Origin of the sequence: Streptomyces sp. NPDC057900, assembly GCF_042887885.1 — a bacterium.
GTDB lineage: Bacteria > Actinomycetota > Actinomycetes > Streptomycetales > Streptomycetaceae > Streptomyces.
This window is the reverse complement of the sequence record NZ_JBHVOI010000002.1, coordinates 625,440-648,169: the sequence shown is the minus strand read 5'-3', so window position 1 is coordinate 648,169 and position 22,730 is coordinate 625,440. Positions and strand designations below refer to the sequence as shown.

Sequence of the window (22,730 nt, the reverse complement as noted above, 5' to 3'; positions counted from 1 at the left end):
GTACACGAAAGACGCGGGCCCGTACCCCCAGGTGGTGGGGGTACGGGCCCGCGTCCGTGCGTTCGGTGACGCGATCCCGCGGTGCTGCTCCGACGCGGTGGGGCGTCAGGCGCCGAGGATCTCGCGCGCCAGCTTGGCGGTCTCGGTCGGCGTCTTGCCGACCTTGACGCCGGCGGCCTCAAGGGCCTCCTTCTTCGCCTGCGCGGTGCCGGACGAACCGGAGACGATGGCGCCCGCGTGGCCCATGGTCTTGCCCTCGGGGGCGGTGAAGCCCGCGACGTAACCGACGACCGGCTTGGTCACGTTCTTCGCGATGAAGTCAGCCGCACGCTCCTCGGCGTCGCCGCCGATCTCGCCGATCATGACGATCAGGTCGGTCTCGGGGTCGGCCTCGAACGCCGCGAGGGCGTCGATGTGCGTCGTACCGATGACCGGGTCGCCACCGATGCCGACGGCGGACGAGAAGCCGATGTCACGGAGCTCGTACATCATCTGGTAGGTCAGCGTGCCGGACTTCGACACGAGACCGATGCGGCCGGGCTTGGTGATGTCGCCCGGGATGATGCCGGCGTTGGACTGGCCGGGGGTGATGAGACCCGGGCAGTTCGGACCGATGATCCGGGTCTTGTTGCCCTTGGCGTTGGCGTACGCCCAGAAGGCGGCCGAGTCGTGCACGGCGATGCCCTCGGTGATCACGACGGCGAGGGGGATCTCGGCGTCGATCGCCTCGACGACGGCGGCCTTCGAGAAGGCCGGCGGCACGAAGAGGACGGACACGTTCGCGCCGGTCTTCTCCATCGCTTCCTTGACGGAACCGAAGACGGGGACCTCGTTGCCGTCGAAGTCGACGGAGGTGCCGGCCTTGCGCGGGTTCACGCCGCCGACGATGTTGGTGCCGTCGGCGAGCATGAGCTTGGTGTGCTTCATGCCCGTCGCGCCGGTCATCCCCTGGACGATGACCTTGCTGTCCTTGGTGAGGAAGATAGCCATGGTGGTCTGAGTCCCTCTTCCTTACTTCGCAGCCGCGGCGAGCTCGGCGGCCTTGTCGGCCGCGCCGTCCATGGTGTCCACGCGCTGAACGAGCGGGTGGTTGGCGTCGGAGAGGATCTTGCGACCCAGCTCCGCGTTGTTGCCGTCGAGGCGCACGACGAGCGGCTTGGTGACCGCTTCGCCCTTGGTCTTGAGCAGTTCGAGCGCCTGGACGATGCCGTTGGCGACCTCGTCACAGGCGGTGATGCCGCCGAAGACGTTGACGAACACGGACTTGACGTCCGGGTCGCCGAGGATGATCTCCAGGCCGTTCGCCATGACCTCCGCGGAGGCGCCGCCGCCGATGTCGAGGAAGTTGGCGGGCTTCACGCTGCCGTGGTTCTCACCGGCGTACGCGACGACGTCCAGGGTCGACATGACCAGACCGGCACCGTTACCGATGATGCCGACCTCGCCGTCGAGCTTGACGTAGTTGAGGTTCTTGGCCTTGGCCGCAGCTTCGAGCGGGTTGGCTGCGGCCTTGTCCTCAAGCGCCTCGTGGCCGGGCTGACGGAAGTCGGCGTTCTCGTCGAGAGAGACCTTTCCGTCCAGGGCCAGGATCCGGCCGTCCTTGGTCTTCACCAGCGGGTTGACCTCGACGAGGAGGGCATCCTCCGCGACGAAGGTGTCCCACAGGGTCACCATGGCCTCGGCGACACCCTCGGCCACCTCGGCCGGGAACTTCGCCTGGGCCACGATCTCGCGGGCCTTGACGATGTCGACACCGTCAACGGCGTTCACCGGGACCTTCGCGAGGGCCTCGGGGGTCTTCTCCGCGACCTCCTCGATGTCCATGCCGCCCTGCACGGAGGCCATGGCCAGGAAGGTGCGGTTGGTGCGGTCCAGGAGGTACGAGACGTAGTACTCCGCCTCGATCTCCGGAGACAGCTCGGCGATCATCACCTTGTGGACCGTGTGGCCCTTGATGTCCATGCCGAGGATGTCGGTCGCACGGGCGACCGCCTCGTCGGGGTTGGCTGCCAGCTTGACGCCACCGGCCTTGCCTCGGCCACCGACCTTCACCTGCGCCTTGACGACAGACTTGCCGCCCAGCCGCTCGGTCGCCTCGCGGGCTGCCTCAGGCGTGTCGATGACTTCACCGGCCAGCACCGGTACACCGTGCTTGGCGAAGAGGTCCCTCGCCTGGTACTCGAACAGGTCCACGCGCGTCCGTCCCTTATCAAATGGTCTCGCGGTTGGTTTTCTGCGTGGGCGTGCCGCGAGGGGCAACGTGACTGCTCTGTCACTAGGAAGGCGCACACGGTGACCGAATACGCGGCATGTCCATCTCGCAGGTTATCCCCGCGCCCCGCAGGACCCTAAATCGCAGATCCCCCCTGGGCGGTGATTACGGTCACAGATCGCCCTGGTGGCCGGGTCGCAGTGGACAAATCGGCCCGGGTACGGGGGTCGGGGGACGGCCTGTGCCGGTCCGGGGGCACCACCGTCACGCGGGGGCCTCCCGGTCCGGCACGGGCAGCGGCCGCTTCTCGATGGCGGCCGCCATCACCTCCGGGAAGAGGTCCGGCGTGCAGGCGAAGGCCGGTGCGCCCAGCGCGGCGAGCGCCGTCGCGTGGTCACGGTCGTAGGCGGGCGCGCCCTCGTCGGAGAGGGCGAGCAGGGTGACGAACTGGACCCCGGACGACTTCATCGCGGCGACCCGCTTCAGCATCTCGTCGCGGATGCCGCCCTCGTACAGATCGCTGATGAGCACGACGACGGTGTCCGCCGGGCGGGTGATCCTGGACTGGCAGTAGGCGAGCGCCCGGTTGATGTCGGTGCCGCCGCCGAGCTGGGTGCCGAAGAGCACGTCCACCGGGTCGTCGAGCTGGTCGGTGAGGTCGACGACGGCCGTGTCGAAGACGACGAGTCTGGTCCGCAGGGCGCGCATGGAGGCGAGCACGGCGCCGAAGACCGAGGCGTACACGACGGAGGCCGCCATCGAACCGGACTGGTCTATGCAGAGGATGACGTCCTTGCGTACCGACTGTGCCGCGCGCCCGTAGCCGATGAGCCGCTCGGGCACGACCGTGCCCGTCCCGGCCGTCCCGGCCCTCCCGTCTTCGCCGCCTTCTCCGTCTTCTCCCGCCTCGCCGGGGAGGGTCAGATAGTTCTTGAGGTTGGCCCGGATGGTCCGGTTCCAGTCGATGTCGTGGTGGCGCGGCCGGCTGACCTTCGCCGAGCGGTCCAGCGCACCCGTGAGCGCGGTCCTGGTGCGGGTGGTGAGGCGGCTCTCCAGCTTCTCGACGACCTTGCGCACGACGGCTCGTGCGGTCTCCTTCGTCGTCTCCGGCATGACCTTGTTGAGCGAGAGCAGGGTGCCGACGAGATGGACGTCCGCCTCGACGGCCTCCAGCATCTCCGGTTCCAGCAGGAGCGCGGAGAGGCCCAGCCGGTCGATCGCGTCGCGCTGCATGACCTGGACGACGGAGCTGGGGAAGTACGTACGGATGTCCCCCAGCCAGCGGGCCACGGAGGGCGCTGACGCGCCGAGCCCGGCCGAGCGGCCGCTGCCGCCCCGGCCGCCGGGCTGTCTGCCGCCGCTCTCGTACAGCGCGGTCAGTGCGCCGTCCATCGCGGCGTCGCGTGCGGTCAGGGTGTGGCCGGTGCTCTCGGCGCTGTCCGCGCCCAGCACCATGCGCCAGCGCCGCAGCCGTTCGGCGTCCGCCCCCTCGGTCTGCGCGCGCGTGTCCGGGTCCTCGGCCGTGTGCGTGTTCCTGGTCATCCCGTCGCCCCCAGCGGTTGTGCGTCGTTCTCGGTCGTCGCCGCTTCCCCGTCCAGGCCCAGCAGGAGGCGGAGCACCGGCAGCACGGCGTCCGCGCGCGGCCCGTCCAGGACGGGGCCGAATCCGGGGGCGGTCGTCCCGCCGGGGACCGCGCCCGCGCCGGTCCCTCCCCCGGCGGCCGGGCCGCGCCGGACGAGCTCGCCCAGCGTGCGCCGGACGCCTGACTCGTACGCCGAGAAGGTGCGGCGCAGCAGCGGCAGCACGTCGGTGAAGGTGTCGGCGGCGACTCCGGAGAGCCAGGCGTCGACCAGGGCGAGCAGCCTCTCGTCGTGGACCAGGAGCATGCCGCCGCCGGCCGCCCCGCCGACGAAGCCCTCGATCCACGCGGCGGCCTCCGCCGGCGGTGTGCCGGGCGAGAGGGCCAGGCCCATCAGCCGGGCCGCGTCGTCCTGTTCGAGGTGTCCGTCGTCGAGCAGCAGGCGGGCGGCCCGGCCCCGGATCACTCCCGCGACCGGGTCCCGGGCGGCGAGCTTGTGCAGGACCGCCCTCCAGCGCTCGCGCAGCCCGTCCGCGTTGGCCGGTACGGCGCCGGCGAGCAGGCCGACCGCCGTGTGCACGCCGTCCACCTGGCGGCGCAGCGCGGCGGCCCCCTCGTCGTCGAGTCCGGTGCAGGCGGGGGGCAGCCCGACGCAGATCCGCTCCGCGAGCCCGGCCGCGACCTCCCCGAGCGCGGCGGTGTCCGTGGACCTGACGTCTCCGTAGCGCAGCGCGCGGGCCAGGGACGGCAGGGCGTCCGCGAGGTGGCCGACGTCCGTGTCGAGCGCGGCGCGGTCCGCGAGCATCCGCATGACGACGGGCAGCGCGTCGGGCAGTCCGGCCAGCAGGCAACGCTCCGCGAGGGCGGTGACGTCGGCCAGGGCGGTGGCCGACAGGGCGTCCGACTCGGCGCGGGCGGTGGCGGCGGAGAGCACGGTGGTGCCCCAGATGCCCGCCTCCGCGACGCGTACGTACAGCTCGGGCTCCCAGCGCAGCCGCCAGCTCTCCCGGAAGGTGCCGGTGCTCCCGCGCCCCTCGGTGGGCTCGCCCCAGCCGACGCCGAGGATCCGCAGCCGGTGCAGCAGCCGGCTGCGTGCCGCGTCGGTGTCCTTGCGGAGGTCGAGTTCGATGTCCCGTTCGGACGCCTCCGGTTTGAGGCGCAGGGTGCGCTGTACGCGGGTGAGGTCGCGCTGGAGCGGCACGGCGGGGGCGGTGTCCGGTACCTCGCCGAGGGTGGAGCCGACGATCAGCCGGTCCCGGACGAGGGCGAGCGGCTCGTCGGAGCCCTCGCACATCACCGCCCGCACGGCGTCGGTCGCCTCGCTCAGTCCGGCCAGCGGGCGGCCGCGCATGGCGGCGAGGGTGCCGGCGAGCCGGACGGCCTCGATGACATGGGCGGAGGACACGAACCGGTCCTCGTCGCGCAGGAGTCCGGCGACTCTGGTCATCCAGCGTTCGACCGGGCGGTCCGGGGACGCGAAGAGGTGGGCGTACCAGCCGGGTGAATCGATCCCTGCCCCGTATCCGCTGTGCCGGGCGAGCCGCTGGTGGGTCCAGGGCACCCAGGTAAGTTCGGCCTTGACCTTGGGCAGCCCCTTGAGGAGGGCCCGGTCGGCCGCGAGCGTCGTCCTCGCTCCAAGCGCGGGTACGTGCCAGGCACCGCAGACCACGGCGACGTCGTCGTCGAACTCCTTGCGGGCCGTGCGCAGCTGGATCCGCATGTACGCCTCACGGACCGCGTCCCTGGGGTGGCCGCCGTCCCCGTACACCTCGCGCAGGGCCGTCATCGCCTCGCCGAGCGCGGCGAAGGCCGCCAACGGGTCGCCGGGGCGCCCGTCGTGGGCGCGGTGTTCGACGACGTCCTCCCACCAGCGCTCGGGATCGTCGTAGCCCGCGGTCTCGGCGAGCACCCCGATGGGGTCGACCGGGACGGGCGCGGGGCCCTCTTCGCCGTGCCGCTCCTCCTCCTTCTCCGCCATGGCCAGCGAGTGGGCGGCCGGGAGGTCGATGAAGCGGACCGGGACGTCGTGCGCGAGGGCCCAGCGGATCGCGACCCATTCGGGTGAGAACCCGGCGAGTGGCCAGAAGGCCGCCCGGCCGGGATCGTCCACCGCGTGGGCGAGCAGCGCGACGGGCGGCCGCATCTGCTCGTCGGCGGCGAGCGGCAGCAGCGCGTCGCCCTCCGGCGGGCCCTCGATGAGCACCGCCCTGGGCCGGGCGGCCTCCAGCGCGGCGCCGACGGCTCGGGCGGAGCCGGGGCCGTGGTGGCGCACCCCCAGCAGCAGCGGCCCGCCGGAACGCGGGGTGCCGGGGCGCGGGGTCACGGAGCTCGGGGTGCCGGTCATGCGGAGGCCTCACGGCAGGCGCGGTAGAAGTCCTTCCAGCCGTCCCGCTCCCGCACCACCGTCTCCAGGTACTCCTGCCAGACCACCCGGTCGGCGGCCGGGTCCCGGACGACCGCGCCGAGGAGGCCGGCCGCCACGTCACCCGCGCGCAGCACCCCGTCACCGAAGTGGGCGGCGAGCGCGAGGCCGTTGGTGACGACGGAGATGGCCTCGGCCGTGGACAGCGTCCCCGAGGGCGATTTGATCCTGGTGCGGCCGTCGGTGGTGACCCCGTCGCGCAGCTCGCGGAAGACGGTGACCACGCGGCGGATCTCCGCGAGGCCGTCGGGGGCGGGAGGCAGGTCGAGCGCGCGGCCGACCTGCTCGACGCGCCGGGAGACGATCTCGACCTCCGCCTCCGGGGTGGCCGGCAGCGGCAGGACCACCGTGTTGAACCGGCGGCGCAGCGCGCTGGACAGCTCGTTGACCCCCCGGTCGCGGTCGTTGGCGGTGGCGATGACGTTGAACCCGCGGACCGCCTGGACCTCCTGTCCCAGCTCGGGCAGCGGCAGGGTCTTCTCGGACAGGATGGTGATCAGCGAGTCCTGGACGTCGGCGGGCATGCGGGTGAGCTCCTCGATCCGCGCGGTCATGCCCTCGGACATGGCGCGCATCAGCGGGCTCGGCACCAGCGCGTCGCGGCTGGGGCCGTGCGCGAGGAGCTGCGCGTAGTTCCACCCGTAGCGGACGGCTTCCTCGGGGGTACCCGCCGTGCCCTGGACCAGAAGGGTCGAGTCGCCGCTGACGGCGGCCGCGAGGTGCTCGGACACCCAGGTCTTGGCGGTGCCGGGCACCCCGAGCAGGAGCAGCGCCCGGTCCGTGGCGAGGGTGCTGACGGCGACCTCCACGAGGCGGCGCGGGCCCACGTACTTGGGTGAGATCACCGTGCCGTCGGGCAGCGCGCCACCCAGCAGATACGTGGCGACGGCCCACGGCGACAGCCGCCAACGGGCGGGACGCGGGCGGTCGTCGGCTGCCGCGAGCGCCTTCAGCTCGTCGGCGAAGGCATCCTCCGCGTGCGGGCGCAGCGCCTCCGCGCCCACGGCTGCGGTGGTGGTTTCTGACACGGTCATGGATCCCCCTCCAGATCGGTCGTCCCGATGTGCTTCCACCGTGCACCATGGCACTGACAATCAACGTTCCCGCAGGTCAGTGCAGTTGTCAGTGGGGCGGCCTACCGTCGTATCCATGCTGCTGACTGACGGGGGAGAACCCTTGGGCACCGCTGCTCCGGCGGTGCGCTGGACGGTGGAGCAGGTCCTGGCCCTGGCTCCTGATGACGCCTCACGCAAGGCGGGCAACAAGCTCGGTGCGGCCGGTCCGTGGTCGGAGACCGGACGGGAGGAGCAGGGGGCGGTGTGGGGGCTGTGCAGGGGGAGCGGGAGCACGCCGTACCGGACGGTGGTCGACACCACGGGGCCCGCGTACAAGTGCAGTTGCCCCAGCCGGAAGTTCCCCTGCAAGCACGCGCTGGGCCTTCTGCTGCTCCGGGCGTCCGACGAGGCGGCCCTGCCCCCGGCCGCTCCGCCGGACTGGGCCGGTGAGTGGCTGGCGGACCGGCGCCGCCGCGCGGCGGCCTCGGCGGTGCGGGAGGAACCGGGGGGCGGTGGAGGCGGCGCGGCCGGGCCAGCCGATCCGGCTGCCGCCCGGCGCCGGGCGGAGCGCAGGGCCGAGCGGATCGGCGGCGGCGTCCAGGAGCTGGAGCGGCGCCTGACCGACCTGGTGCGCGGCGGCCTCGCGGCGGCCGAGCAGTCCGGGTACGGGCTGTGGGAGGAGACGGCGGCCCGGATGGTCGACGCCCAGGCGCCCGGTCTCGCGGGCCGGGTGCGGGAGTTGGGGGCGATACCGGCGTCCGGGCCGGGCTGGCCGGTCCGGCTGCTGGAGGAGTGCGCGCTGCTGCACCTGCTGGACACGGGCTGGCAGGGCATCGACCGGCTGCCGCCGCCACTGGCGGCCACGGTCCGTACCCGGGTCGGGCTGCCCGCCGCCGCCGGGGGCGCGCCGGTCCGCGATCACTGGCTGGTCCTCGCCCAGTACGACACCCAGGAGGGCAAGATCGTCGCCCGCCGCATCTGGCTGTACGGGAGGGAGTCGGGCCGCACCGCGCTGCTGCTGTCCTTCGGAGCACCCGGCCGCTCCCCCGGCCAGGCCCTGCCGGTGGGGGTCACGCTGGACGCGGAGGTCACCCCGCACCGGGGGGCGGGGCAGCTACGGGCCGAGCTGGGGCCGCAGTTCGGCTCTCCGGTGCCGACCGGCGCCCCGCCGCCGGGTGTCACGGTCACCGGGGCCATCACCGCGTACGGGCGGGCCCTGGGCGATGACCCCTGGCTGGACTCCTGGCCGGTGATCCTGCGCGACGTCATACCCGTGCCGTCCCGGGACGGCTGGCAACTGGCGGACGCGGAAGGGGACGCGGCCCTGCCCGTCGCCCCGGCCGCGCTGTCCCGGCCCGCGCTGTGGAAGCTCGTCGCGCTGTCCGGCGGCGGACCGCTCACCGTCTTCGGGGAGTGCGGCCACCGCGGCTTCGACCCGCTCGCGGCCTGGGCGCCCCCGGATCCACGGCCGGACACTGACGCGCAGTCGGACACGGACGCGCGGCCGGCCGACGCCGAGACGGTTCCGCTCATCTGACCCCGGCGAACTCCGGCCGCCCCGGCCAACTCCGTTGATTCCTGCGACTACTGGTGGAGGAACGATGACCCGTACCAACCCACCCAGCACGCCAACCACACCCTCCACACCCTCCACACCCACCGCCGCCCCGTGGGACGAGCTGGTCACCTCGGCGCTGCTCGGCACGGACCGCCGCCGACCACCGGGTGTGCCGGGCGGCGCCGGTCCGGACGGCGCGGCGGTCGCGCTGCTGGACGCGGCCGCCCTGCACACCGTGCGGCGCCGGGCGGGACTGCTGCCCGCCCCCGCCGCGCCCCGGCCCGGTCCGGCACCCACCGACCCCCGCCCCGCCCTACCGGGGCCCGCCCGGAGCCGGCTGGAGCGGCTGCTCGCGGACCGGGCGGCCCCGAGCGGCTCCGCCGGCAGACGCGGCACCGCTCCCGATCTGACCGAACTGATCCCGCAGTGGCTGGCCACCGCCAATCTGCACGGATACCGGGCACCGGACGCGACACTGCCCGCCCTGCTGGACGCGGCCCGCGCGCGGACCGATCTGCGGCCGCAGGCACTGGCGTTCGCCGGGCCGCGCGGGCTCTGGCTCGCCGGGCTGAACCCCGAGTGGAAGTTCGCGCTGCGCGGTGCGTCCGGCACCGCGCTGCTGCCGGACGTGACCGACGGGGAGGCGGTCCACCGGCTGTGGGAGGAGGGCCTGTTCGCCGAACGGGTCGCGCTGCTCTCCGCGGTACGGGCGCACGAGGCCGATGCCGCTCTCGCCCTGCTCGCCACCACGTGGGCCACCGAGCGGGCGGAGGACCGGCTGATGTTCGTCGACTCGCTGCGCACCGGGCTCTCCGACGCCGACGAGCCCTTCCTGGAGCAGGCCCTGACCGACCGCAGCCGCAATGTACGGGCGACGGCCGCCGAGCTGCTCTCCGCGCTGCCCGGCTCCGCGCTCGCCCGCCGGATGGCGGACCGCGCCCTGTCCTGCGTGAGCCCCGGCCTCACCGGTACCGGGCCTTCCGTCGCCGTGGAGGCCCCGCACGAGTGCGACGCGGCGATGCAGCGCGACGGCGTGGTGGCGCTCCCGCCGTCCGGCCGGGGTGAACGGTCCTGGTGGCTCGGGCAGTTGGTGGAGTCGTCGCCGCTCTCGATCTGGCCGGCCCGGTTCGGCGGCCGCGAGGCGCGGGAGATCGTCGCGCTTCCCGTGGCCGACGGCTGGAGCGAGGAGCTGCACGCGGCCTGGTGCCGGGCCGCCGTCCGGCAGCGGGACCCAAAGTGGGCGCGGGCGCTGCTCGGCGCCCCTTCGACACCCCCGTCGCACGGTCCGGGCACCGCCTCGCTGGCCGAGCGGTCGAAGCTCCTGATCGTGCTGCCCGCCGCCGAACGGGCTTCCTGGGTGGCCGAGTTCATCGCCGCGCACGGGCTGTCGGAGGCGTTCCAGCTGCTGGGGGTCTGCCCGACCCCCTGGGCGGAGCCGCTCGGCCACTCCGTCGTCGACGCCCTCGACATCGCCCGGGACGCCGGCAGCTACCCGTGGAGCTTCAGCGGGGTGATGGGCCTCGCGGAGCGCTGCCTGAATCCGGCGGAGGCCGACCGCCTGGAGGTCCTCACCACGACCCCCGACGAACCGGCGGACGCCTCCCCCGGCGCGAACGGCTACTGGTCGGAGGCGTTCCAGCGGCTGGTCTCCACCCTGCGGCTCCGCGCGGCGATGGACGCGGAGCTGGCACCGGGCGGGGTCAGGCCTCCGCCGGCTGGCGGACGTTCGCGTTGACCCAGGAGACGATCTCGACCGTCGTCGCGCCCGGGGTGAAGATCTCCGCGACCCCCTGCTCCTTGAGCGGTGCGATGTCCGCCTCCGGGATGATGCCGCCGCCGAAGACCTTGATGTCCTCGGCCTCGCGCTCCTTCAGCAGGGCGATCACCTTCGCGAAGAGCGTGTTGTGCGCACCGGAGAGGATCGAGAGGCCGATCGCGTCGGCGTCCTCCTGGATCGCGGTGTCCACGATCTGCTCGGGAGTCTGGTGGAGCCCCGTGTAGATGACCTCCATACCGGCGTCGCGCAGCGCCCGCGCGATCACCTTGGCCCCTCGGTCATGGCCGTCGAGGCCCGGTTTGGCCACCACCACTCGGATCGGACCGGTCACACCCATCACTGCCTCCACACGCGTCTCCCGCCCCCGACGGGCCGGGGATGTGAACGAACGTTATCCACAGCATCCCGCAAGCCGCTGTTTCGCGGTGGGCGGGGAGGGGGAAATCACACGTGGGACATGTTCACCGGGCGCCGTTCCCCGCAGCACGCGGCACACCTGCCGTGCGGGACCGACCGCCGGGGGAGCCGCACGAGGTCGTCGTACCACCGCGCCGTCAGCCGCACGGCACGGTGGTACGGCTCACCGACCGCCCACCGGCCGGTCACCGAAGGTGATCCGGCGGGCACGGCGGGCGGCGGGTCCCGGACGGTGGACCACGGTGGACCGCCGCCCGGACGTCCGACACGGCGCCCCACGAGGGCATACGGGGCGGGAGCCGCCGCTCCCCGGGTGCCGGAAGCAGGAGGTCGGTCAATGAGGACCCTGCCTTTTCTTCCCCTACTGCCGCGTCTTCCCCTGCTGCCGCGCCGGACGGGCCCACGCAACGCCTGGCTGTCGTCCGCACTGCTGAGAGCGACCGCGCTGGAACTCGTGGTGCTCGCCGGACACGCGCTCATCTACCCCACCGGCATACCCGGCGAGCGGCGCACACCGCCACGCCCGCCGGCCGAACCGGCCCCCACTCCTCCCGGCACCACGGCCCTGCCCGGCGCGCACGCCGGAAGCACCGCGCACGCCGGGCGCACCGGGCAGATCGGCCACAGAGAACGGCCGCCCGTCGTGCTCCTGCACGGCTTCATCGACAACCGCTCCGTCTTCGTGCTGCTGCGCCGCTCGCTGGCCCGGCACGGCTGGCGCCATCTGGAGTCGCTCAACTACTCCCCGCTGACCTGCGACATCCGCACCGCCGCCGAGTTGCTCGGCCGTCACGTCGAGGAGATCTGCGCCCGCACCGGGCACCGCGAGGTCGACATCGTCGGGCACAGCCTGGGCGGCCTGATAGCGCGCTACTACGTACAGCGACTGGGCGGTGACCAGCGGGTCCGCACCCTGGTCACGCTCGGCACGCCGCACGCGGGCACCGCTGTCGCTCCGCTGGCCAGCGCCCTCCCGATCGTGCGCCAGATGCGCGGCGGATCGGCCCCGATCGAGGAGCTCCGGCTGCCGGCGCCCGGCTGCCGTACCCGGTTCATCAGCTTCTGGAGCGAGCTGGACCAGGTCATCGTCCCCGCAGAGGCGGCCTGCGTCGACCATCCCGACCTCGACGCCACCAACGTCCGCGTCAGCGGGATCGGCCATCTCGCGCTGCCCGTTCACCCTGCCGTGGCCGCCGGGGTCCGCCAGGCGCTCGACGCACAGGAGCCCGGAAATAGAACGAGTGTCGAACATAGAGCCAAGGCTGTGTGAGCGGTCCGTCGAAAGGCAGCCGATTGCCCGATTCCTGATCGCCCGCGAGCCGTGGAAGATTGTCGGCGTCGCGTACCGCCGGGTACAGTCGCGGCCACTGGTTTCCCCCGAGGTCCCCCACGGGCCCCGGACCCAAGGTCCTGCTGCCGAGGCGAGAGAGAAGTTGGTGAACGACCAGCACCCCCACGCCGGGTATGTCGGATACGACGGCCACTCCACGAGCGGTTTCGACGACGACCCGCTCTTCGGCTCCCTCCCCAGCGGTTACGACGGCCCGTACGACACCACGGCCGGTTACGCCGCCCCGTACGACACCGGCCAGGCCGGTCACAGCGGCCAGTACGACACCACCCAGTGGGACACCGGCGCACACCGCACCGCCGCGTACGACCACGCCGCCGACTACGCGGCCTACGCCCCCCACTTCCAGCAGCACCCCCAGTACGAAGCGGCCCCGCAGTACGACGCGGCCCCGCAGCAGTACGACACCACCGGCGCCTGGGCAACGGCCGGCGCCCCCGATTCCTCGGGCCAGTGGGACACCTCCGGCTGGTACGCGAACGGCCAGTGGTCAACCACCGACACGGCGGGATATGACTCCGGGGCGTACGACGCCACCGCCTGGAACACCGGCGCCACGCCCGAGCACGCACAGCGGGCTCCGCAGAATCTGACGGCCTCGCACGAGCCCGAACAGACACGGCAGCATCCGTACGAGGTGCACGAGACGCACGAGCCGTACGAAACGCATGAGGCGCACGAGGCGTATGAGCCGTACGAGACGTACGAGCCCGTGCTGACAACCGCCGAGCCCTCCGAGAACTCCGAGACCGCCGCGTTCAGCCTCTCCGAGGCGGGCCCGGCCCCGGAGCCGGACGTCCACCGCCCCGCAGGCCGTCAGGTCTCGCGCGGTGGCAGCCGCAGCCGCAGGCGTTCGCCCGCCAAGCGCTCCGCCCTCCTCACCGTCGCCGTCCCCTCCGCCTGCGTGATGAGCGTGGCCGGTATCGCCGCCGCTTCCGTGGGCGGCCTCGGTGGCGGCGAGGAGAAGAAGGACGACAGCACCACGACGATGGCGGCCGCCGATCCCGGCACGGTCGAGCCGGTGGCCGCGAACAACAAGCTGGACACCCAGCTCGCCAACCTCAGCGCCGACGCGGAGAACTTCGCCGGCCGAGCCAGCCGCACCCAGGAGCGCATCGACCTGAAGGAGCGGCAGGCCGCGGAGAAGAAGAAGCGCGAGGAGGAGGCGGCCCGCAAGGAGGCCCTGCGCCCCAAGTACGTCATGCCGGTCAAGGAGCACGGGCTCAGCGCGTACTTCGGCCAGGCGGGCGTCAACTGGATGTCCGTGCACACCGGCATCGACTTCCCCGTCCAGTACGGGACCCCGGTGATGGCGGCGACCGACGGCACCGTCCGTACGCAGTACAACAGCGCCTACGGCAACATGGCCATCGTCACGATGGCCGACGGCACCGAGACCTGGTACTGCCACCTCAGCAGTACCCGGATCCGCTCGGGCCACGTCAAGGCCGGGGACGTGATCGCGCACTCCGGGAGCTCCGGCAACTCGACCGGACCGCACATGCACTTCGAGGTGCGGCCCGGCGGCGGCGCGGCCGTCGACCCGCTGCCCTGGCTCCGCAGCCACAACATCGACCCGACCTGATCCGACCGGGCCGGGGCGCTACAGCTTCTGGACCGGGGCGTACCGCAGCAGCAGCTTCTTCGGCCGCTCGTCCCCGAAGTCGACCGTGGCCTTCGCCTGGTCGCCGATGCCGTCGACCGCCGTCACCGTGCCCAGACCGAACTGGTCGTGCGTGACCCGGTCACCGACCACCAGCGTGATCGTCGGCTTGTCCGACGTCCGCCGGGTCGCGAAGCCCGAGGGCCCGGAGCGCGAACGGGACGCGGACAGCGATGAGGTGATGCCCGACGTCGGTCCCGCCGGAGCCGCCATCGGGCCCTTGCGCTTCCACTCCAGGTGCTGATCCGGGATCTCCTCCAGGAACCGCGACGGCGGGTTGTACGAGGGCTGGCCCCACGCGCTGCGCATCGACGCCCGGGTCAGATAGAGCCGCTCGCGGGCGCGGGTGATGCCGACATAGGCGAGCCGGCGCTCCTCCTCCAGCTCCTTGACCTGGCCCAGCGCGCGCATGTGCGGGAAGACGCCGTCCTCCATGCCGGTCAGGAAGACCACCGGGAATTCGAGGCCCTTCGCCGTGTGCAGGGTCATCAGCGTGACGACTCCGGAGCCGTCGGTGTCCTCGTCGGGGATCTGGTCGGAGTCGGCGACGAGCGCGACCCGCTCCAGGAACTCGGCGAGCGTGCCCGACCCCTCCTCCTCGCCCCGGTCCTGCTCGAATTCGAGCGCCACGGAGGCGAGCTCCTGGAGGTTCTCGATCCGGGTCTCGTCCTGCGGGTCGGTGGAGGCCTGGAGCTCGGCCAGGTAGCCGGTCCGCTCCATGACGGCCTCCAGCACCACGGCCGGGCCCGCGCCCGACTCGACGATCGTGCGCAGCTCCTCCATCAGCGTGTTGAACCGCTTGACGGCGTTGGCGGAACGGGCGGCCATGCCGTACGCCTCGTCGACGCGGCGCAGCGCCTGCGGGAAGGTGATCTTCTCGCGCATCGACAGGGCGTCGATCATCGCCTCCGCCCGGTCCCCGATGCCGCGCTTGGGCACGTTCAGGATGCGGCGCAGCGGGACGGTGTCCTCCGGGTTGGACAGCACCCGGAGGTAGGCCAGGACGTCCCTGACCTCCTTGCGCTCGTAGAAGCGCACGCCACCGACGACCTTGTAGGGGAGGCCGACCCTGATGAAGATCTCCTCGAAGACACGGGACTGCGCGTTCGTCCGGTAGAAGATCGCGACGTCGCCCGCCTTGGCGTCGCCCGCGTCGGTCAGCCGGTCGATCTCGTCCGCGACGAACTGCGCCTCGTCGTGCTCGGTGTCCGCGACGTAGCCGGTGATCCGGGTGCCGGAGCCGGCGTTGGTCCAGAGGTTCTTCGGTCGGCGGCTCTCGTTGCGCTCGATGACGGCGTTGGCGGCGGACAGGATCGTCTGGGTGGAGCGGTAGTTCTGCTCCAGCAGGATCGTGGTCGCGTCCGGGTAGTCCTCCTCGAACTGGAGGATGTTGCGGATCGTGGCGCCCCGGAAGGCGTAGATCGACTGGTCGGCGTCACCGACGACGCACAGTTCGCCGGGGGCGTCGGCGGCACCGGACGGGCCGACCAGCTCCCGTACGAGGGTGTACTGGGCGTGGTTGGTGTCCTGGTACTCGTCGACCAGGACGTGCCGGAAGCGGCGGCGGTAGTGCTCCGCGACGTCGGGGAAGGCCTGGAGCAGGTGCACCGTCGTCATGATGATGTCGTCGAAGTCCAGCGCGTTGGCCTCGCGCAGCCGGGACTGGTACATCGCGTAGGCCTGGGCGAGGGTCTTCTCGAAGCCGTCCGTGGCCTGTCCGGCGAAGGTCTCCTCGTCGATCAGCTCGTTCTTCAGGTTCGACACCTTGGCCGTGAACGACTTCGGCGGGAAGCGCTTCGGGTCGAGGTCGAGATCGCGGCAGACCAGGGCCATCAGCCGCTTGGAGTCCGCCGCGTCGTAGATCGAGAACGAGGAGGTGAAGCCGAGCTTCTTCGACTCGCGGCGCAGGATGCGGACGCACGCGCTGTGGAACGTCATGACCCACATGGCGTTGGCGCGCGGGCCGACGAGCTGCTCGACGCGCTCCTTCATCTCGCCGGCGGCCTTGTTGGTGAAGGTGATCGCCAGGATCTGGCCGGGGTGCACCCCGCGCTCGGCCAGCAGGTGGGCGATGCGGTGCGTCAGCACCCGGGTCTTGCCGGAACCGGCCCCGGCGACGATGAGCAGCGGGGAGCCCGCGTGCACGACGGCGGCGCGCTGCTCGGTGTTCAGCCCGTCGAGCAGCGCGGCGGCGTCGATGACCGGGCGGTGGGCCCCGTCGCGGTAGTACGCGTCGCGGGGCGGCGGGGGCCCGTCGAACACGCCTCCGAAGAGGTCCTCCGGCACCGCTTCGGGTGCGGAGTCCTCGGGGGGCGGCGGGGGCCCGTCCTCCGCGTGCTGGAGGCCGGCCAGGAAACTGTCGTCAAAGAGGCTGCTCATCGCTGTCCGAGTCTAGGCGGCCCCACTGACACCCCGGGCCCGCACGGCAGAACCCGTACCCGCCGGAGCCACACACGGCGATGTCCGGGCCACCCTGTGTAGGGAATCTCCCCGCCGCGCCCGGCCGTACCGCACCGGTTCCGCAAGGTCACGAAAATGTATCGGGCATATCGAACATCAACCTTCACAGCGGCACCATGAGTTGGCTAGCGTGCTCGTTCGGACGGCCGTACCCCCAGAGGCGAACCACGCCGAGCGGGCGTCCACGCCGAATCCGGGCCGCCCGTACGGGGTCCGGAACCGGGGACCCACACGCAGCACCGGGGTGAATCGGTCCGCAACCCCCACCAGGACCGTAGGGCAGCCTTCCGTTCCGCCCGAACCCGACAGCTAACCCGGTAGGCGGTCCACGGAAGGAAATGCCGGCCTTGGCATCGCATCGCAAACCGCGCCCCCGGGTGCGCAGCACCACCCCCGCCATCGGGTTCACAACGGCCGCACTGGCCTCCGTGACCCTGCTGTCCACGCAGAGCGCGCTGGCGGCCCCGGCCCCGAAGCCCAGCATCGAGGACGTCCAGAAGAAGGTCGACGACCTCTACCGGCAGGCGGGGACCGCGACCCAGCACTACGACGAGGCGAAAGAGGCGTCCGCCGCGCAGCGCACCAAGGTGGACGCGCTGCTGGACGACATCGCCAAGCGCGCCGACAAGCTGAACGACGCCCGCCGCACGCTCGGGAACTACGCGGCCGCCCAGTACCGCGACGGCGCGCTCGCGCCGACGGCCACCTTCTTCCTGGCCAACGACCCGCAGTCGTTCTTCGACCAGACCCACCTGATGAACCGGATGGCCGCCAACCAGCAGCAGGCCGTCACGGACTTCCGTACGAAGCAGGCGGAGGCGTCGAAGAAGCGGGCCGAGGCGGTGACGAGCCTGGAGACGCTCACCGCGTCGCAGACCAAGCTGCGCACCAGCAAGCAGAACGTGCAGAACAAGCTGACCGAGGCGCGCACGCTGCTGTCGAAGCTGACCGCGCAGGAGAAGGCGCGGCTGGCCGAGCTGGAGGAGAAGAAGAAGGCCGAGGCCGCGCGCAAGGCCGAGGAGCTGGCGAAGAAGCAGGCGGCCGCGAAGGCGGAGGCCGACCGCAAGGCCAAGGAGGCCGCCGGCGGGAGCGGCACGGGCTCCGGTACGGGCACGGGATCGGGCACGGGGTCAGACACCGGCACCGGCACCGGCACCGGCACGGGTTCCGGTTCGGACAGCAGCGCCACGACGAAGGCCGAGAAGGTCCTCGCGTTCGCCAGGGCCCAGATCGGCAAGCCGTACGTCTGGGGGGCCACCGGCCCGTCCTCGTACGACTGCTCCGGGCTGACCCAGGCGGCCTGGAAGTCCGCGGGCGTCACCATTCCCCGGACCACCTGGGACCAGGTGAACGTCGGCACCCGGATCGCCACGGAGAACCTTCAGCCCGGGGACCTGGTCTTCTTCTACGACGACATCAGCCACGTCGGGATCTACAAGGGCGACGGCATGATGATCCACGCGCCGAAGCCGGGGGCCAATGTGCGCGAGGAGTCGATCTACTACATGCCGATCTACGGGAGTGTGCGTCCCGGCTAGGCCGCCGTCGCGGCGGGTTCTCAGGTCCAGAGCGTGGCGATGAAGATGTTGACCATCGTCAGTCCGCCCACCGCCGCGAAGAGGCCCTTGTCGACCCTCTCCTCGTCCCGCTTGACGTAGACCAGCCCGAGGATGACGACGAGGATCAGCAGCTTGATGCCGATCTTGACGTTGTTCACGGGGTGGTCGTCGGCCTGGTCGAGCCCGACCAGGGCGATTCCGGTGACCAGCATGGTCAGCGCGCCGTGCAGCATCCCCGGTACGAATCGGGCCGTCCCCGCGCTCATCGCCTTCATCTGGGTGAGGAAACCTCCCAGCAGGGCGGCGATTCCGATGATGTGGAGGGCGACGAAGACATCGATGAGTACACGCATGGTTCCGCACCCTAGCCCTGCCCCTAGCAGGCCTCCGCAGCCAGGTGCCAGTTCCTGACCTCTTGACTGATGAATGCACCAATTGCCTGACTCTGGTGCAATTTTCCCTGTCATTCAGGAACAACGCAGCGCCAAATTCGGGCAATAAGCGTCATTACGACTCTTCCCCGTGCCCCGGGTTTAGCGTCCCTACCAGGTGACCGGATCACCGCCGCTCCGCACCCGGACGGCACGGCCCGGTCGCCCCGCCGAGAGATCCGGCGGCGGGCCGCTCCCCCTGTTGGTGACCCGCCGCCGGACCGGGCGGGTCCGCCGGTAGGCCCCGGCGGGCAGTCGACTGGAAGGACCACCGCCCTCGTGGCCGCGCACCGGAAACCCAAGCAGCGCCCGTACACCGGCTCTGCTGCCCGCACCGCAGCGACCCTCGCCCTCGCCGGGGCCGCGACCGCTGCCGCGCTGCCGGGATCCGCGCACGCAGAGCCGACGCCCACCGCCGCCGAGGTCAAGGCCGAGGTGGACCGGCTGTACCGGGAGGCGGAGGTCGCCACCGAGCATTACAACGGCGCGAAGGTGAAGGTGGCCGCCACCACCAGGTCGATCGACGCGCTGCGCGACGAGGCCGCCCGCAGGACCGAGCGGCTCAACACCTCGCGCGAGGCGCTGGGCTCGTACGCCGCCGCGCAGTACCGTGCGGGCGGCCTCGATCCGTCCCTCCAGCTGGTCCTCTCGTCCGACCCCGACCAGTACCTCCAGCGCGCCTCCTACGTGGAGCAGGCCGCGTCCGGCCGGGCCGACGAGCTCCGCACCGTGCGGCGCCAGGTGGCGGACGTGGCGCAGCTGCGCTCGGAGGCGGCCGGGCAGCTGGCCGAGCTCGCCGCCCGCCAGGCAGAGCTCCAGAAGCACAAGGCGACGGTCCGGGCCAAGCTGTCGCAGGCCCGCACGCTGCTGGCCCGCCTCTCCCCCGTCCAGCGCGCCGCCTACGACGCCTCCGAGGACGGCGGCAGAGGCGGCGCGGGCCACGCCGACCGCAGCGCCCCGCGCGGCTCGGACCGGGCGCCGAACGCCCGCGCGGCGGCGGCCGTCGCCTTCGCGTACGGAGCCCTCGGCAAGCCGTACGTCTGGGGCGCCACCGGCCCCTCCTCGTTCGACTGCTCGGGCCTCACCCAGGCCGCCTGGCGCTCCGCGGGTGTCTCGCTGCCCCGGACCACGTACACCCAGATCAACGCCGGGCAGCGGGTCGGAAGGTCCGAACTCGCTCCGGGGGACCTGGTGTTCTTCTACTCGGGCATCAGCCATGTCGGCCTCTACATCGGCAACGGCCGGATGATCCACGCCCCGCGCCCCGGAGCCCCGGTCCGCATCGCGCCGATCGACGAAATGCCCTTCGCCGGAGCGACCCGGGTGGCATAGGCTCCCGTCCTTCCGACCGACCGGACAGAAGGACACCCACACATGTCCATGGACTTCGACGTCCAGACCCACGCCCGTACGCTCGCCCTCCGCTCCCCGGACCACTACCGGGTGGGCCCGTTCACGGTGCGCCACAATGTGAACTGGTCGCTGAAGTACGCCAATTACGCGATCCCGGACCAGGGCGCGGAACCGACCCCCGGCGAACTCGACGACCTGGTGGCGGCGTTCCGCGAGCGGGACCGGATGCCGCGCCTGGAGTACCTGCCCGGCTGGGCGCCCTCGGTCGAACCCGCGCTGCTCGCCGCCGGGTTCACCGTCGAGAACCGGGCACCGATCCTGGCCTGCGCCCCCGACGGCCTGCTGCCGCCGAAGCCGGTGGAGGGTCTGGTGACGGCGGAACCGGTCACGGCGGCGGAGTTCGACGCCGCCGCGCTCGTCCAGCACCTGGGGTACGGCGGGACCGGCGAGCCGGAGGGCGGCGAGGCGGAGTGGCTGCGCAACGCGGCGGCCAACGGCGGCGTCGCCGCACTCGCCACCCTCGACGGCATCCCGGCGGGCGCGGGCGGCTGTTCGGTGCCGGTCGACGGCCTCAGCGAGCTCGTCGGGCTCGCGGTATCGGCGGAGTTCCGCCGCCGGGGCATCGGCGCCGACCTCTCCGCACGCCTCACCGCGACCGCGTTCGAGCGGGGCTGCCGGGTGGTGTGGCTGGAGCCGGGCGACGCCGATGTGGAACGGATCTACGCGTCCATCGGCTACCGCAGGGTCGGCGAGAAGCTGAACATCTCGCTCGATCCGGAACGGGAAGCCGGCTGACCCGGACGGCCTTCCGGCCCGGACCGGCTTCCCGGCCCGGACCGGTCGTCCGGCTCAGACCAGCCGTCGGGCCGTCGCCCAGCGGGTCAGCTCGTGCCGGTTGGAGAGCTGGAGCTTCCTGAGCACCGCCGAGACGTGGGACTCGACCGTCTTCACCGAGATGAACAGCTGCTTGGCGATCTCCTTGTACGCGTAGCCGCGGGCGATCAGCCGCAGCACCTCGCGCTCGCGCTGGGTCAGCCGGTCGAGGTCCTCGTCGACCGGCGGCGCGTCCGTCGAGGCGAAGGCGTCGAGGACGAAGCCGGCCAGCCGGGGCGAGAACACCGCGTCGCCGTCCTGGACCCGGAAGACCGAGTCGACCAGGTCGGCGCCGGTGATGGTCTTGGTGACGTAGCCGCGCGCGCCGCCCCTGATGACCCCGATGACGTCCTCCGCGGCGTCCGAGACGGACAGCGCGAGGAAGCGCACCGGGTTCTCCACCGCGCCCATGAACGGGGCGCAGCGGCGCAGCACCTCGACGCCGCCACCGCCCGGCAGGTGCACGTCCAGGAGGACGACCTCCGGGCGGGTCGCCGTGATGACGGTGACCGCCTGGTCGACGTCGGCCGCCTCGCCGACGACCTCGACCCCGGTCTCCTCCGTGCGGCCGATCTCGGCCTGTACGCCGGTGCGGAACATCCGGTGGTCGTCGACGAGCACGACTCGTACCCGGCGCTCCGGGTCCGCGTGGCCCCCGGTCGCCTCAGTGGTCCCGTTCATCGCTCGTCCTCTCCATCTCCAACTCGACTTCCGTGCCCCCGCCGGGCACCGAACGCAGCCGTGCGGTGCCGCCGTTGCGCTGCATCCGGCCGATGATTGACTCTCGTACGCCCATTCTGTCCCCCGGTACGGAGTCCAGGTCGAATCCCGGTCCCCGGTCGCGCACGGAGACGAAGACCGTGCGGCCCTCGACCTCGGCGTAGACCTGGACGGCGCCGCCCTCGCCACCGTACTTGGCGGCGTTGACCATCGCCTCGCGCGCGGCCTGCATCTGTGCGGTCAGCTTCTCGTCGAGCGGGCAGTCGCCCACGACGACGACCTCCAGCGGGACGCCGTGCTTGTCCTCGACCTCCGCGGCGGCGCGTTTGACGGCCTCGGCCAGGGTCTCGGGTTCGTCGTCCTCGTCCTTGCCGGTGCCCTCGGGGTTGTAGAGCCAGTTGCGCAGCTCGCGTTCCTGGGCGCGGGCCAGTCTGCGCACCTCTCCCGCGTCCTCCGCGTTGCGCTGGATCAGGGTGAGGGTGTGCAGGACGGAGTCGTGGACGTGGGCGGCCACCTCGGCGCGTTCCTGGGCCCTGATGCGCATCAGGCGTTCTTCTGAGAGGTCCTGGGTCATCCGCACGAGATAGGGGCCGGCGAGCAGGGCGATGCCGGTGAGCACGGCGATGGCGGCGGTCAGGACGTTGCCGAGCTGGGCGGCGGAGCCGCGTACCACCATGAAGCCGGCGAGGCCGAGGCCGACCAGGGCGACTCCGGCGAGCCCGCGCGCCAGGTTCAGCACCCGGCGGCGGCTGCCGACCTCCATCCAGCGGGCCCGGCGGGCGTTGTCGGCCTGCCGCCAGACCAGGACGGAACCGGCGCCGATCAGCAGGGTGGGCCAGATGTAGCGGTCGGCCTTGCTGCCCATGTCGACGTTGCCGACGAAGATCACGGCGCCGATGAGGAGCGCGACCAGGGCGAAGACCTGGCCCCGGTCGGGCTTGCGGAGCCGGCGTCTGCCGTCGGGGGCGGTCTCGAAGACGGACCGGGGGCTGTCCACGCCGCCGACGCCGAGCGGGACGACGATCCAGAACACGGCGTACAGGAGCGCGCCGAGGCCGTCCGCGAAGAACAGTCCGAGGAAGACGAACCGCACCCAGGCGACCGGCAGCCCCAGATGTCCGGCGAGACCGCGTGCGACGCCGCCGAGCAGCCGTCCGTCGGCGCTGCGGTACAGCTTGCGCAGGGGCGGCTCCTCCGGGTCCGGATTGAGGGAGCTGGCGGCTCGGGTGGTGGCGGCTGGCATGACCCGATCGTCACACGTGTGTGCGGCCGGTGGCATCAGGGTCGGCCCCCACTTCGA

At 72.2% G+C, this 22,730-nt stretch carries 17 protein-coding genes and 1 riboswitch; of the genes, 7 read left to right on the top strand and 10 right to left on the bottom strand.

Features of this window, described 5'->3' with window-relative positions; translation table 11 throughout:
- Positions 1–105 precede the first annotated feature (105 nt).
- From sucD to ACFVQ0_RS10245, 5 genes are all read right to left on the bottom strand, one after another.
- On the bottom strand, positions 106–990 hold the full coding sequence (gene sucD, locus ACFVQ0_RS10265) for a succinate--CoA ligase subunit alpha (protein ID WP_390086424.1): 885 nt from the start codon (positions 988–990) through the stop codon (positions 106–108).
- Positions 991–1,011: 21 nt separating this feature from the next.
- Entirely contained in the window at positions 1,012–2,193 is a 1,182-nt protein-coding gene (gene sucC, locus ACFVQ0_RS10260) for an ADP-forming succinate--CoA ligase subunit beta (protein ID WP_390086422.1), read from the bottom strand.
- 283 nt (positions 2,194–2,476) lie between these two features.
- Entirely contained in the window at positions 2,477–3,754 is a 1,278-nt protein-coding gene (locus tag ACFVQ0_RS10255) for a VWA domain-containing protein (RefSeq protein WP_390086420.1), read from the bottom strand.
- Positions 3,751–6,135: a DUF5682 family protein gene (locus ACFVQ0_RS10250; protein WP_390086418.1), complete on the bottom strand. Its 2,385-nt coding sequence runs from the start codon at positions 6,133–6,135 to the stop codon at positions 3,751–3,753. Before ACFVQ0_RS10250 ends, ACFVQ0_RS10255 begins: the two co-directional genes overlap by 4 nt.
- A complete protein-coding gene (locus ACFVQ0_RS10245; RefSeq protein ID WP_390086416.1) occupies positions 6,132–7,247 on the bottom strand; it encodes an AAA family ATPase in 1,116 nt (371 codons plus the stop codon). Before ACFVQ0_RS10245 ends, ACFVQ0_RS10250 begins: the two co-directional genes overlap by 4 nt.
- A gap of 115 nt (positions 7,248–7,362) precedes the next feature.
- On the opposite strand from ACFVQ0_RS10245, the gene ACFVQ0_RS10240 reads away from it, so the two are divergent.
- Positions 7,363–8,805, top strand: coding sequence for an SWIM zinc finger family protein (locus ACFVQ0_RS10240; protein ID WP_390086414.1), 1,443 nt, complete (start codon positions 7,363–7,365; stop codon positions 8,803–8,805).
- 64 nt (positions 8,806–8,869) lie between these two features.
- Positions 8,870–10,561 carry a DUF5691 domain-containing protein gene (locus ACFVQ0_RS10235; protein ID WP_390086412.1) on the top strand — a complete coding sequence of 564 codons (1,692 nt, stop codon included), beginning with the start codon at positions 8,870–8,872 and terminating at the stop codon, positions 10,559–10,561.
- On the opposite strand, the gene ACFVQ0_RS10230 is transcribed toward ACFVQ0_RS10235, so the two are convergent.
- A complete protein-coding gene (locus ACFVQ0_RS10230) occupies positions 10,527–10,940 on the bottom strand; it encodes a cobalamin B12-binding domain-containing protein (RefSeq protein WP_311303688.1) in 414 nt (137 codons plus the stop codon). The two genes, ACFVQ0_RS10235 and ACFVQ0_RS10230, sit on opposite strands and share 35 nt — an antisense overlap.
- 417 nt (positions 10,941–11,357) lie before the next feature.
- On the opposite strand from ACFVQ0_RS10230, the gene ACFVQ0_RS10225 reads away from it, so the two are divergent.
- Positions 11,358–12,290, top strand: a complete 933-nt coding sequence (locus ACFVQ0_RS10225) for an esterase/lipase family protein (protein ID WP_390086411.1) — start codon at positions 11,358–11,360, stop codon at positions 12,288–12,290.
- Between the two features lie 166 nt (positions 12,291–12,456).
- Entirely contained in the window at positions 12,457–13,956 is a 1,500-nt protein-coding gene (locus tag ACFVQ0_RS10220) for a M23 family metallopeptidase (RefSeq protein ID WP_390086409.1), read from the top strand.
- 18 nt (positions 13,957–13,974) lie between these two features.
- Here ACFVQ0_RS10220 and pcrA read toward each other — a convergent pair whose 3' ends face one another.
- The gene (pcrA, locus tag ACFVQ0_RS10215) at positions 13,975–16,413 is read right to left on the bottom strand and encodes a DNA helicase PcrA (RefSeq protein WP_390086407.1); all 2,439 of its coding nucleotides are present in this window, start codon (positions 16,411–16,413) and stop codon (positions 13,975–13,977) included.
- A gap of 256 nt (positions 16,414–16,669) precedes the next feature.
- Positions 16,670–16,834: riboswitch (cyclic di-AMP (ydaO/yuaA leader) on the top strand.
- Here pcrA and ACFVQ0_RS10210 point away from each other — a divergent pair.
- Positions 16,833–18,032, top strand: a complete 1,200-nt coding sequence (locus tag ACFVQ0_RS10210) for an NlpC/P60 family protein (protein WP_390086405.1) — start codon at positions 16,833–16,835, stop codon at positions 18,030–18,032. Its footprint overlaps the riboswitch before it by 2 nt.
- A 20-nt stretch (positions 18,033–18,052) precedes the next feature.
- Here ACFVQ0_RS10210 and ACFVQ0_RS10205 read toward each other — a convergent pair whose 3' ends face one another.
- On the bottom strand, positions 18,053–18,406 hold the full coding sequence (locus ACFVQ0_RS10205; protein WP_390086403.1) for a hypothetical protein: 354 nt from the start codon (positions 18,404–18,406) through the stop codon (positions 18,053–18,055).
- Positions 18,407–18,763: 357 nt separating this feature from the next.
- Between ACFVQ0_RS10205 and ACFVQ0_RS10200 the strand changes: the two genes are divergently transcribed.
- Together ACFVQ0_RS10200 and ACFVQ0_RS10195 are read left to right on the top strand one after the other, a co-directional pair.
- Positions 18,764–19,816: an NlpC/P60 family protein gene (locus ACFVQ0_RS10200; protein WP_390086402.1), complete on the top strand. Its 1,053-nt coding sequence runs from the start codon at positions 18,764–18,766 to the stop codon at positions 19,814–19,816.
- Positions 19,817–19,858: 42 nt separating this feature from the next.
- Positions 19,859–20,632, top strand: coding sequence for a GNAT family N-acetyltransferase (locus ACFVQ0_RS10195; protein WP_390086401.1), 774 nt, complete (start codon positions 19,859–19,861; stop codon positions 20,630–20,632).
- A 54-nt stretch (positions 20,633–20,686) separates the two neighbouring features.
- On the opposite strand, the gene ACFVQ0_RS10190 is transcribed toward ACFVQ0_RS10195, so the two are convergent.
- Positions 20,687–21,391 (bottom strand): response regulator transcription factor, encoded by a 705-nt coding sequence (locus ACFVQ0_RS10190; RefSeq protein ID WP_073732601.1) that lies wholly within the window; start codon positions 21,389–21,391, stop codon positions 20,687–20,689.
- A complete protein-coding gene (locus ACFVQ0_RS10185) occupies positions 21,375–22,673 on the bottom strand; it encodes an ATP-binding protein (RefSeq protein ID WP_073732602.1) in 1,299 nt (432 codons plus the stop codon). The genes ACFVQ0_RS10190 and ACFVQ0_RS10185 overlap by 17 nt, the downstream gene beginning before the upstream one ends.
- Positions 22,674–22,730: the final 57 nt, after the last annotated feature.